The following is a 12,442-nucleotide window of genomic DNA, read 5'->3' as shown; positions in this document are numbered from 1 at the left end:
CAGTAAGGGTATTCTCTTATATCTGTTATGTCAGACGATCAAAATACGGCAGATTCGATTGTAAAAAGCCGAAAAACATTTAAGCGCAATAAAATTCTCAGTATTATTAAAAACAGCGAACATCTTTCCCGCTTCGATTTAAAAAAAATAACCAATTACAGCATGACCACAATTCTCGGTCTTATTGATGAATTAATAGAAGAAAAGTTTCTTTGCGAACAGGAATCCGTTGATGCGCGTGTCGGAAGAAAACCTCTGTGGCTGAAAATAAATCCCGATGCGGGATATTTTATCGGAATCGAATTCAATTCATTTAAACTTGATTGCGTGTTGATGAACTTCGATGAACAAATTGTTTTTAACGATAAAATCGAATTTTCTAAAAATATTTGTGCCGAACAAGTGCTTGACGGGATTTTTTCCGTTTTAGATAAAATAAAAAACCGCTTTGAACACAACAAAATATTTGCCATCGGTATAGGTGTTCCCGGCTATTATAATTCGCAAACAGGTGAAGTCGTTGAATATGCCTATATTCAAGATTGGAAACATATACCTTTAAAAAATCTGATAGAAGAGCGTTACAATATAAAATGTTATATCAAGAGCAATGTATCCGTTATGGCTGTCGGTTATAAACGCAAGTACAGTATGGCATATCCGGATTTACAGGATTTTTTATTTGTTTCGATCCGTAACGGAATTCGGGTTATTCCCGTTATAAACAACGAGATTTTTTTAAGCAACGAAGGTTATGCCGGGCAATTGGGACACCTTAAAATACCCAACAGCAACCGTCTTTGTTCGTGCGGAAAACACGGGTGCCTGAATTCGGAAATATCCGATGTAGGAATAAAAGTAAAACTGATAGAAGCGGTTTCTTTAGGAAAAATGAGAGGACTTTTTGACCGTGTTGAAAACGACTATAACCGCTTAACGGTAGAAAACCTTGTTTTAACGATACAAGAGGGTGACGGCGAATCGATTGAATTTATGAAATCGCTTGCCGAATGTTTGGGCTCTGCGCTGGGGATTGTCGTAGATATTTTAGCGCCTGCTTATATTGTGCTGTACGGAACGCTTGCACAAGCGGGCGATGTTTTTATCGAAACCGTATATAAAGCATTATGCGAAAATTCCATTGCGGAAAATTCCAAACAGCTTAAAATTCTAGCACCCCGGCTCGATGAAAATATGGGGGCATACGGCGCCGCATGGCTTGCTTTTGAAAAAGAATTTCCTTATATAAAAGAACAAATATAAAATCAAATAAGCATACTATTAAAAAATGTGATGTGAGTAAAAACTAAGTTTTCCGTTGTGCGAAAGCCTGTATAAGACGGGCACCGCTCTTGCCCGACTCGACGCGATTATTTATACTGGCGCGTATGACGTATCTTGCAAAGGTCGGAGAGCTTTCTCTCAAAGGTTCGAATATCGACGAATTTAAAAACCGGCTTGCGGCAAACGCGCGGCGGCTGCTCAAAAACGCAAGCGCGAAAGTGAGCGGAAATGCGGGACGGCTCTATATCGACTGCGACGACGAAGGGGCGGCGCGATTCGCGCTCGAGCACCTCATCGGGATCACGGGCTGGGCAAAAACGGCAGTCGTCGAAAAAAACATCGATTCCATAAGTCTGGCAGTCTACGAAGAAGCCGTGCACGCAAAGGAAAAAGGTGCAAAATCGTTTAAAATCGAAGCGAGGCGGCAGGACAAAGACTTTCCGTTCACTTCCTATGAAATCTGCTGCAAAGCGGCCGACCGTGCATCTCGCGAAGGCGTGCTCGCAGTCGACGTGCACTCCCCCGACGTGCGCATCTATGTCGAAGTGCGAGACCGCTGCTTTGTCTTTTCCGATGCGGAAAAAGGACGGCGCGGCCTTCCCGTCGGATCGAGCGGCAAAGGACTTCTCCTGCTTTCAGGCGGTATCGATTCGCCCGTCGCGGGCTACCGCATGATGCGGCGCGGCATGAAAATCGACTGCGCTTATTTTCACTCGTATCCGTACACGTCGGAAGAAGCGCAAAAAAAAGTTGAAAGTCTCGCCGCATCCCTTGCAAATTACGGACTCGATACGTATTTGAATATCGTTCCCTTTACCGACGTGCAGATGCGCATTAAAGAAAAAGCGCCCCAAGCGTGGACGACGCTCATGCTCCGCGTGTGCATGATGAAAACGGCAAACCTCATCGCAGAGCGGACGCACGCGGACTGCATTATCACCGGCGAAAGTCTCGGACAGGTTGCAAGCCAGACGATCGCCAATTTGAACGTTACCGAACACTTCGCGTCCCGCCCGCTTTTGCGTCCCCTCGTCGGACTCGACAAAGAAGAGATCATCGACACGGCAAGGGAAATCGGCACATACGAAACGTCGATCCTGCCCTATGAAGATTGCTGCGTGCTCTTTTCACCCAAGCATCCGGTGCTCCGCGCATCAACCGAAGAAGCCGAAGCGATTTACGCGTCCCTCGACGCCGATGCATTGATACAAGAAGCATTCGAAAAACGGGAGATAAAACACTTTTCGGTTTGAACGCGCATTGCTATTTTTCGAGCAAAAGAGAAGCGACTTTTCCGGCATCGGTGTCGAGGTGCACGCTGTCGAAATTCTTTTTCATCTCTTCGTCGAAATTTTTATCGACAAGCAATTCGTTGATTTTTCGGTACACGTCGCGCGGCTTTGTGATATACCAGCCGACTTTATGATCGACTGCAAAGCGCATATTACCGAGCTCCTGATTGTGAATGTATTTGATGATGATGACGGGCTTCCGGCACGAAATCACTTCCATAAGCGTCGCAGGCCCCGCTTTGATGACGGCGCAGTCGCATATTTTAATAAGTTCGTCGAGGTAATCGATAAAGCCGAACACGTGCAGATCGAGTTTGGGGTACGTGCGCCTGAGGAGTTCGAGCGCATCTTTAAACGCTCTGTCGCGGCCGCATACGATTGCGACCGAAAACTGCGCGCGGTGGAACACGCATTCTTTAATAATTTCAACCGCACCGGGAAGCCCCTCTCCACCCCCGACGAGCAGCACGATTTTTTTGCCGGCCGTAAAACCGTACTTCGCTTTTATCGCTGCAATTTCGTCTTTCGACGGCAGCGGCATAAGATATTTTTCGTTCATCAAAAACGGAACGACGGTGACGTTTTGTTCGGGCACGCCGCAGACTTCGACGGCCTGCCGTTTTGCCTGTTCCGAAAACACAAAAAATTTTTGATCGTTTTCGTAAAACCATGCGTTCGGCAGCGTAAACGGATCGGTAACCATTACCGTAAAATTGATCTTTTCGGAAATTTGCCGGAGCGCCGATTTAACAAAGGGCGTGAGGGCAAAGTGAAACGATACGATATCGGTCGGCTGCTTTTCGCGGATGACGCGGCGGAGATAGCGCGTCGTGTGAAAGCGCAGCGGAAGCACGAACATCGTCTGGCCCCAGCGGTGCTGCGCCATGTCGTAGATGAGCGGAAAGGCACCGTGAACGTAATTCGTCGCGTAATTGTATCCCTTTTCGAACATAAAGTGCCCGAAAAAATTATACTTGTCGAAGCCGTTGAGCATTTCGATTTCGACGTCGGGATCTTTTTCTTTTAAAGCCGCAGCGAGCACCTTTGCTGCGGAAATATGACCTGCGCCGGTATTGAGATATAAAAAAAGAAATTTCCGTTTCATCGCGCCTCCGCTAGTATGTCCATTTTACACCCAGCGAAAAGAATATGTCGTATTCGTCGTGCAGTTGATTTTCCCAAGCGGTACGCATAAGGTTGAATTGCGCATCCGCAGTGCTTTTAGTCGCGCCGGAGAATATCGGAGTGTCCATGCCCGCGTTGCTGATATACGTGTATGCGAAGATGCCGTTCAATTCGAAGACGCCCGCGTTGACGCGCGGAAAACGGTATGAAACTTCGACGCCGCCGCGCGCAATATACATGACGTACGACTCCGATAAAAACTGCGTCGAAGCATAGCGCTGCGAATTGATGCTGCCGTCCGTCGCGCGTCCACCTTTGGAAAGCATCTCCCGCAGTTCATCATTGGAGTACGACTGATATACGTTCGCATGACGAGTAATGGAAGCAAAGGTCGAAACGGTAAAACGCTTTACCGGCTCGAGTTTGATTTTCAACGAAATATGATCCGAATTCGGCGGGAGACTTTGCCCTATGCTCCGTCCCCAATTCGTATATGAATGATAATTATATGATTCGCCGTTCGTCTCTTCGGATGTATACATATACGGAGAGATGATCGTATAGCTTAAAGTCAACAGTTTGCAAAGCGAATCATTCGGCGTATAGGACAGTCCCGTTTTAAACGCCAAACGGTTATCGGCATTGAAGCGCAGGCGAGCCATCTGCGGTATGTCGAGCTTATTGATGCTCAAATCGGTAAGCCACGAAACGCCTGAGAAAAAATTATATTCGAACAAAAGACCTGCGATTACGTTATCGTCGTATCCGTTTGCGGAAGCTATAAATCCGGCAGGAAACGGAATCAAATACGACGGATCGAAGCGTTTACCGTAGACGACCGAATCGTAATACGAAAGGCGGATTTTCCGGTTCGGCGTAAAGCGCAGCGCGTGGAAAGAAAGGAATTTTCCGTAGGGACCGTTTTTTCCGAGCATATCGGACGCACGGAGAGCTGCAAAATGCTGTACAAAATCGAAGCGGTGACCGTCATAAGCGAACGAAAACTGAGGCGCGTTGAACGCGGCGGGACTCAAAACATTGCCGCCGTCGATATAATTCGTATAGCCCGTGCGGTTGTACCCCGCGCTCAAGCTGATTTTTTCGTTCGCATAGGAAGCGATCGCGTCGACATCGAAATCTATCGCAGCCGCCCCCGTTTCAATCGTATCGATAAACGTATCGTAGGCGGGAGACGCCCACGCATCTTTGAACACGCCTGATGACGTATCGATGAATTTAGCCGAAACGCCCCCGCGGTACCCCGCGCCGAAGCCGTTTGCAAACAGCACATCTCCGCCGACGTGCCGCGAAAAAAAGATCTGTCCGTCGATATCGCGCTCGTCCGTCGTTCCGTTCCGCGAAATGAGAGTCGCACCCTTTGTTTCCGCCGATACGTGCCACGCTTGACCGAATATCTGATCGTAATATTCGCGGGCGTCGGACGCTTCTTCACGGTCGCCTCTTTCCATAACCGCGAGCAGGATACGGCGTACGGTTTCCTGCGGATAGGGTTTGAGCTGCGGCAGTTCGGAAACGACACCGCGGATATGCCAACGGAGAGCTGCTTCATAAAACTCGTCCGCGGGATCGACGCTTACTTGAGTATATGCGGCTGAAAAAAATACTGCCGCCAAAAACAATATTATCGATAATTTTTTTATTTTCATAAAATCGTTTTTACTAGGTTCAATTTCGAGTTTTCTAAAACTCGAAATTTTCCATCTGTTTCGCTCACCAACTGAATGGCGAGTTTCGAAAAACAAATAAAATTATGCTCAAGGCGAGGTTCCGGCTGCGTGCCGTTTCGAGCGTTAGGCTTGCGGAAGCCTGTCCTAAAAAGCTCGACCGCGGCTAAGCGGACGGGTTCTCGCTAAAAGCATACCTTTATTTAGAAATATTTTCGAAACTCGATATTCGACCTACTATACCTTATTCTTGCGTAAAGCACAAGCAATGTGTTATGCTTAAGTATATGCTTGCCGCAGAAAAACAAGCAGTGTGGAATCTCCTCAAAACGGCATCGTCGTCGCTGTGCGCTTACATACCGCGCGCTTTTTCGGAAGCGCCCTCTTTTTCCGACGATGCCGAACCTGCGACAAATGCGGAAGCCTCCGATCGGACGGCCTACGTTTCCGCATCCTTCGGACGCGCCGGCGATTATGCAGACGCGGAGCCGGCCGATCGTGCGAGCGCCGGACAGGGACGGAGCGGCATCACGCTCGAAGATGTCGCACAAAAAGTCGCCTCATGTTCGCGCTGCGCGCTTTCGAAAAAGAGGACGCACACCGTGCCGGGCATGGGCGTTCCCAATCCTGCCGTTCTCGTCGTCGGCGAAGGGCCGGGAGCGGAAGAAGACGCTCAGGGACTTCCCTTTGTCGGGCCTGCGGGAAAGCTCCTCGACAAAATGCTCGAAGCGATTTCCCTTTCGCGCGATGTGAACTGCTACATCGCAAATATCGTAAAATGCCGCCCGCCGAACAACAGGACGCCGCTCCCCGAAGAAGCGGATGCATGTATTTCCTTTCTCGAAGCGCAGATTCATATACTCAAGCCCAAGCTCATCCTCGCAGCAGGCAGAACTGCGGCGCAGAATTTATTAAAAACGACGGAAGCGCTCGGACGACTTCGCGGCACTTTCCGCGATTACGAGGGCATACCGCTCCTCGTCACCTATCATCCGAGCGCCCTGCTTCGGGATGTGTCGCTGAAGCGGCCGGCGTGGGAGGATTTAAAACTTTTCCGCGCGGAACTTTTGCGTCTCGTCCCGGATTACGCAAAAGATTTTATTAAAAAATGATATACCTCGACGTCGTTTTAAACGTGCCGGTAAACCGATCGTTTACGTATTCGTATACACCCGACGAAAAAGAAAAAGCCGAAATCGGAATGCGGGTCGAAGTGCCCTTCGGAAACAGAAAGCTTACGGGCTTTATCACGGGTATCAAAGATACGGCGCCCGATGATGTGCCGAAAGAAAAAATCCGCGCCGTACGGCGCATCGTAGACGAAGAGCCGCTTTTGACGAGCGAACTCTTTACACTCGCAAAATGGATGGCCGATTACTACCTCTGCCCGCTCGGCGAAATCGTTTCGGCGATGATTCCGTCCGGAAGGCGTGAAGCGGGCGCCGGAGGATTTTCATTTACCGACGACATCTCTTCAAGCGAAGCATACGCACTTTCCGACGAACAGAAGCAGGCGGTTTCGGATATCCTTTCTGCAAAAGCAAAGCGCGCGTCTTTCCACTACGTGTACGGGCCGACGGGAAGCGGCAAAACGGAAGTGTTTTTGCGCGTCGCCGAATCCGTCCTCGCACAAAACAAAGGTGTCATCTATCTCGTCCCTGAAATCGGCCTTACGCCCCAAGTGATACGCGCGGTTCGCTCTCGCTTCGGAGAAACCGCAGCAGTCCTCCACTCCGGCCTCACAAAAAGTAAAAAGTTTTCCGAGTGGAAACGCATACTCCGAAAAGAAGCGCGCGTCGTCGTCGGAGCGCGGAGCGCAGTGTTCGCTCCGGTGCCGGATTTGGGACTCATCATCATCGATGAAGAACACGACGCTTCCTACAAAAGCGGAACGACGCCCCGCTATCACGCGCGCCAAGTTGCAATGTACCGCGCATCGCGAAGGGCAATTCCGCTCGTTATGGGAAGCGCGACGCCGTCGGTCGAATCGTGGCACCTCATGAACGAAGGAAGCCTCGTCCGTCACACGCTTACAAAGCGCCTTGCAGGAGGGGCGATGCCCGAAATCGCGCGCATCGATTTGACAAAGGAACAGACTGACGGCTGCCTTTCGCGTTCGCTTGCAAACGAAATCAGGACGACGCTCAATCTCAAAAAACAGACGATACTTTTTTTAAATCGGAGAGGCTTTACCCACTTTTTCCGATGCGGAGACTGCGGCTACGAGATGACGTGCAAAAACTGCTCCGTGCCGATGACCTACCACAAAAGCGAGCGGCATCTTCGCTGCCATTACTGCGGATGGTCGGTCGAACCGCCCGAATCGTGTCCCGCATGCGGTTCGCTCAATATCGGCTATTCGGGATTCGGTACCGAATACATCGAAGCGGAAACGAAAGCGAAATTTCCGAACGCGAAGATCGTCAGAATCGACACCGACGCGTTAACAAAGCGAGGCGAACTCGAAGAAAAACTTACGGCCTTCGGACGCGGAGAATACGACATCATGCTCGGCACGCAGATGGTCGCCAAGGGGCTAAACTTTCCGAACCTGCGCCTTGTCGGTATCGTGCTCGCGGACACGGGGCTGCACGTGCCGGACTTCCGCGCTTCCGAGCGGACATTTTCGCTTATCACGCAGGTTGCAGGCCGCGCGGGACGTTTTTTCCCCGACGGAAAAGTGCTCGTGCAAACCTACAACCCGTCGAGAGAGCCCGTCGCGCTCGCGTGCACCCACGATACGGAAAAATTTTACGCGTATGAACTCGGACAGCGAAAGCTCCTGGGCTTTCCGCCGTTCAGCCGCCTCGTCCGCCTCGTATTCCGTTCCGCCGATAAAAACGCCGCCGAAGAAACGGCAGAAGAAGGAGCGAAACTCCTCTCCGACGAAGTAAAAAAAATGCATTTCGAAAACGCCGTCGAAATACTCGGACCTGCCGAATGCCCGATTTTAAAAATATCGCAAAACTACCGCTATCACTTGCTGCTTCGAGGAAGCGATATCCGCCCCCTGCAAAAAGCCGCAAGAACACTCCTCTTCGGCTACAGCCATGCGCAGTCGGTGTACATCGAATGCGACGTCGATCCCGTCTCGCTGTTATAAGGCGACGAGTATACGAACGGCGGCAGTTCCGCTGCCCCGCGTTCCGCCTTTAATTATACGCTTCTTTTTCGTGTATACATTTCCGGTGCGTTTTCGCCGTCCCGCTAAGCGTGCCGCCTCTTTCCGTCGAATTTGACTTCGTGTAAAAACAATCCCTGAGGCGGAGCGGTTATGCCGGCTTTTTTTCGATCCCGCGCATCGATGATTTTTTTGAGTGCGTCATCGGGAGCTCCTTTTTTTTCGAGCTGTAAAAGCGTGCCGGTGAGCGTACGCACCATCTTCCACAAAAACGCATTCGCTTCTATTTCGAATACGACGAGGGTACCGTACGGAAAGACCTGTTCGGAAAAAAATCGCGCACTCTCTATATAGCGATTTGTCGAAAGACTTTCGTCCCCCGAAGCGGCAAAAGACGCGCAGTCGAGCTCTCCGGAAAGGCATGCGGCGAGCTTATTGAGCTTTTGTACATCGGGCATTCTGAAAAGCGGCCACACGTAACGCGCAAGGTGCGCCGGAGGGGTGCCCGATGCGAACATACAATAACGGTACACTCTGCTCGTCGCGCTGTAACGCGCGTTGAACTTTTCATCCGTACACGCGGCGCTCATAACACGCACGTCGGGCGGCAGCATATTGTTGATTATTAAAGGATATTTTTCGATCGGAATCGAATCGATCGGAGAAAAAAAATTCGCCGCTTGCGAAAGCGCGTGCACGCCGCTGTCGGTGCGCCCCGATCCGTAGAGCGTAACGTGCGAGCCGTGCAGTTTTGCAAGCGCTTCTTCGAGGACTGCCTGCACCGTGCGCACGCTCTGTCCCGCATCGCTTCGGTCCTGCCGCTGCCATCCGCAAAAATCCGTGCCGTCATAGGAAAGGGTCAATAGGATATTTCGCATCGGCTTTTCTAAATATTGTCGTCGCGCACTTCGGCCGAAAGTTTATCGTAGAGGTCGCGCGATTTTTCGAGCAAGGGGCCGGGCTTCGCTTTCGACGACTTTCCGAGCCCGAAGATGCGCGCGATTGCCGTTTTCGCCTGGCTCAATTTTTTGAGGCGGAGCTGCTGGTCGTTCGTCTGTCCGTATTTGTATTCGAGCAGGGCACATAGGTAAATGACTCCGTCCCAGCCGTAATTTTTATCCATATCGGGGCCGCAGTTTACGAGCGTCGAGCTTTTTTCGACGCGGTTCATTTCGTTTACGACAGCCTGCTCGTAAAAAAACGTCGCCTTTTGATAGAGCACTTTCGACATATAATCGTAATTGTGACCGGGACACCTCTCGTTCAATTCCGACGTAAGCCACGCGAGGCGCAACGTCAAGATCGCGCGCTTCATCGTCGGAAGCATTTCGACGTTCGCATCCTCGTAGGTAAGGAGTGCAAGGTAATACATTGCACAGCCGTCGAAAAGCGAGCGCTGTCGGTGCAGGTCGAAATACGGAAAGACGATATTGACCGCTTTTTTTCGCTTTTCGGAATTGGAATACATCTTTTCCATCGCGTCTTTATTTTTGATGTCTTTAAAATCCGACCACAGCATCGCCGTAAAGCAGTTCGGACACGCGCCGATGTCGTAGATAAGGGGATATATCTTTCCGTAGCGTTTCGACGGTTCGAAAATGCGGTGCAGTTCGTCGGTGAGCTTTCCGGCGATCATTCTGCCCTGTCCCGACAGCATGATCTCTCGATCGAATTCTTTATGGCACACGGGACACAGGCACTTATCTTTCGACCAATACGAAAGCGCGATTTTCTTTTTATCGGATTCCTTTTTTACGCCTTGAATCGTCATATCCCCACCTCTGTACGAATCATAAAACAATTCTACACTTCAATGACGACAAATGCAACAGTATATTCCTTTTCGTGGCTCAGCGATACCGATATCCGCACAGTCTTTCCGCATCGCATTTCGACAAGGGATGCGGCGCGCCTTTCGAGGCAAAGTTCGGGCTTGCCTTCTTCATTGTGTCCGACATAAACATCGGCAAGCTCAAAACCTGAGACACCGGTTCCGAGCGCTTTCGAAAAAGCTTCTTTGACGGCAAAGCGCGATGCGTAGTGTTCTTGCAGTTTTTGACGAGAACCGGAAGTTTTTATTTCGCGTTTATTGAAAAAACGCGAGATTAAATCGGGGTTTTCGACCCATTTCGCAAAGCGGCGCACATCGGCAATGTCGGTTCCGATGCCGTAGATCATCAGTCCTCCGCCTGCGCTTCGCGCCGTGCGCTTATCGTAACGCTCACCGTTTCCGCGCTTTGATTTTCGATTTGAAAATACGACGGAAGCGTAATGTACACGGGCAAATCGTAAGTACCCGCTCTATCGATCGCGCTGCAGTCGGCGTATACGGCACCATCCGAAAGTTCATAATCTTCAAGCGTCGGCACCGTCCCCGCCACATCGAAACTTATCTTCGGAGATTCTCCCTCGGCTTCGAACGATTCCGGCAAAAACAAGAGCTGTACCGGTACGTCGGTAAACTTTTTTACAAGCGCTTCTTCCGCAACTTCGATCCGCACGGTATAGGATTTTGCGGGATTTATCGCCAGGAGCGAATTGATATTTTGCAGCGACGCTTCAAACGTTTTCGACGCGGCAAGAGCCGTTACGTCGATCGCGGACGTATACACTTGCTTCGTTTCGCCGACCGCCCTGCGAGGACCTGTGATTTCGACCGTAGCAGGCTCCACCGACATTTTCGTAACGACATAACCGTGCTGCACTTCACCTGAAAGAGAAGGCGCGACAGAAACGTATTTCAGCGTTTTTTCTTCGAGACGCACGGACACCGATTCGGGATTTAATTTTATTTCAAAGGGATCCATGAGCAAAAGCTTCGGCGCCAAGTACACGGATACAGGCACCGAAAAGCTCCCTTCCTGTTCGTATTTTGTTAAGTCAAGCGTCGCCTTAAAATCGCTTTGCAGCGTTTCGGCAATGTTTTCCGCCGTCGAACGCACCGTAATGCGCACGTATTCGGGATAATCGCTCATCGGATACATACCGCCGTCAGCGACGACCTTTAACGGAACGGTGTACGTTTTCCGGTCGAGGAGCGATGTGATATGCACGAGATAGAGCACGAGCGCGAGGCCGAAGCAGATCACTTTTGCCGGCCAATTTTCCATAATCGTTTCAAACAGCCGCTTTACTTTCATCTATCGTATCCTCTACCTGATATGCGTCGGGCGTAATTTCGAGAAGGTTTTCGAGAATCTTCGTCAGCTCCGTCATCGTCAAATCGTAGTGCAATTTCGAATCGTATGCGAGGCTTATCGCTCCCGTCTCTTCCGACACGACGAGCACGACGGCATCGGAAACTTCCGAAAGACCGAGGGCGGCGCGGTGGCGCGTACCGAAGGTTTTTTTAATATCATACTGTTCGCTCAGCGGCAAAAAACAGCCTGCGGCGAGAAGCTTTCCGCCGAGTACAAAACACGCGCCGTCGTGAAGAGGCGTGTCCATGCCGAAAATCGTCACGAGCAGGCTCGACGAAAGATCGGCGTTGAGCTTGGTACCGGTGTTGAGGATGTCATCCATCTTCGTGTGCCGCTCGAATACGACGAGCATGCCGCGTTTTTGTTTTGACAGTATCTCAGCCGCGATCAAAACCGAATCGACGTAGGTATGCTTTGAGCGGCTGCCGAAAGCGAACCACCTGCTCTGTCCAAGCTTTAAAAAGAGTTTTCGCATTTCCGGCTGAAACACGATCGCGAACGCGATGAGAAAGCCCGGCCCCATAACGTTTAAAATCCACTGCAGCGTTTCCAGATGCAAAAAAATGGAAGCGGCATAGGCTAAGCCGACGATGACGGCGGCGCGGATAATCTGCATGCCGTTCGTTTTGACGATGAGCTCGTACGCTTTATACAGGATAAACGTGAGGATACCTATATCGAGAATAAGCCGGATATAATCGTATGCCGCACGCAGACTGTCCAACGATTTCAATA

The 12,442-nt window shown here is 50.5% G+C and carries 11 protein-coding genes; 4 read left to right on the top strand and 7 right to left on the bottom strand.

The window, feature by feature from the left end:
• Nucleotides 1-27: 27 nt before the first annotated feature.
• Nucleotides 28-1,263 carry an ROK family protein gene (locus tag HMPREF0860_RS11155; RefSeq protein WP_021329243.1) on the top strand — a complete coding sequence of 412 codons (1,236 nt, stop codon included), beginning with the start codon at nucleotides 28-30 and terminating at the stop codon, nucleotides 1,261-1,263.
• A 116-nt stretch (nucleotides 1,264-1,379) separates the two neighbouring features.
• Nucleotides 1,380-2,537 (top strand): tRNA uracil 4-sulfurtransferase ThiI, encoded by a 1,158-nt coding sequence (thiI, locus tag HMPREF0860_RS11150; protein ID WP_169720809.1) that lies wholly within the window; start codon nucleotides 1,380-1,382, stop codon nucleotides 2,535-2,537.
• A 10-nt stretch (nucleotides 2,538-2,547) separates the two neighbouring features.
• Here the strand turns inward: thiI and HMPREF0860_RS11145 are convergent, their stop codons facing one another.
• Nucleotides 2,548-3,681 (bottom strand): MGDG synthase family glycosyltransferase, encoded by a 1,134-nt coding sequence (locus tag HMPREF0860_RS11145; RefSeq protein ID WP_021329231.1) that lies wholly within the window; start codon nucleotides 3,679-3,681, stop codon nucleotides 2,548-2,550.
• 10 nt (nucleotides 3,682-3,691) lie between these two features.
• Entirely contained in the window at nucleotides 3,692-5,335 is a 1,644-nt protein-coding gene (locus HMPREF0860_RS11140; RefSeq protein WP_156005623.1) for a hypothetical protein, read from the bottom strand.
• Nucleotides 5,336-5,673: 338 nt separating this feature from the next.
• On the opposite strand from HMPREF0860_RS11140, the gene HMPREF0860_RS11135 reads away from it, so the two are divergent.
• Nucleotides 5,674-6,498 (top strand): uracil-DNA glycosylase, encoded by an 825-nt coding sequence (locus tag HMPREF0860_RS11135; RefSeq protein ID WP_038080260.1) that lies wholly within the window; start codon nucleotides 5,674-5,676, stop codon nucleotides 6,496-6,498.
• Nucleotides 6,495-8,489 (top strand): replication restart helicase PriA, encoded by a 1,995-nt coding sequence (gene priA / locus HMPREF0860_RS11130; RefSeq protein ID WP_021329235.1) that lies wholly within the window; start codon nucleotides 6,495-6,497, stop codon nucleotides 8,487-8,489. The genes HMPREF0860_RS11135 and priA overlap by 4 nt, the downstream gene beginning before the upstream one ends.
• 104 nt (nucleotides 8,490-8,593) lie before the next feature.
• Here priA and truA read toward each other — a convergent pair whose 3' ends face one another.
• Genes truA through cdaA form a run of 5 tightly spaced genes read right to left on the bottom strand, consistent with a single transcriptional unit; the run spans nucleotide 8,594 to nucleotide 12,440 of the window.
• A complete protein-coding gene (gene truA / locus HMPREF0860_RS11125) occupies nucleotides 8,594-9,385 on the bottom strand; it encodes a tRNA pseudouridine(38-40) synthase TruA (RefSeq protein ID WP_021329239.1) in 792 nt (263 codons plus the stop codon).
• An 8-nt stretch (nucleotides 9,386-9,393) separates the two neighbouring features.
• Nucleotides 9,394-10,278: a DUF2225 domain-containing protein gene (locus tag HMPREF0860_RS11120; protein WP_021329245.1), complete on the bottom strand. Its 885-nt coding sequence runs from the start codon at nucleotides 10,276-10,278 to the stop codon at nucleotides 9,394-9,396.
• Nucleotides 10,279-10,310: 32 nt separating this feature from the next.
• On the bottom strand, nucleotides 10,311-10,685 hold the full coding sequence (acpS, locus tag HMPREF0860_RS11115) for a holo-ACP synthase (RefSeq protein WP_021329240.1): 375 nt from the start codon (nucleotides 10,683-10,685) through the stop codon (nucleotides 10,311-10,313).
• Complete coding sequence (locus HMPREF0860_RS11110; protein WP_021329233.1) at nucleotides 10,685-11,647, bottom strand: CdaR family protein; 963 nt, start codon at nucleotides 11,645-11,647, stop codon at nucleotides 10,685-10,687. Before HMPREF0860_RS11110 ends, acpS begins: the two co-directional genes overlap by 1 nt.
• Nucleotides 11,625-12,440 (bottom strand): diadenylate cyclase CdaA, encoded by an 816-nt coding sequence (gene cdaA / locus HMPREF0860_RS11105; RefSeq protein WP_021329237.1) that lies wholly within the window; start codon nucleotides 12,438-12,440, stop codon nucleotides 11,625-11,627. The genes HMPREF0860_RS11110 and cdaA overlap by 23 nt, the downstream gene beginning before the upstream one ends.
• Nucleotides 12,441-12,442: the final 2 nt, after the last annotated feature.

The sequence above is a fragment of the Treponema socranskii subsp. socranskii VPI DR56BR1116 = ATCC 35536 genome (assembly GCF_000468115.1).
Taxonomy (GTDB): Bacteria; Spirochaetota; Spirochaetia; order Treponematales; family Treponemataceae; genus Treponema_D; species Treponema_D socranskii.
Note: the sequence above shows the minus strand (reverse complement) of the source record. Positions and strands in the feature narration are given on the sequence as shown.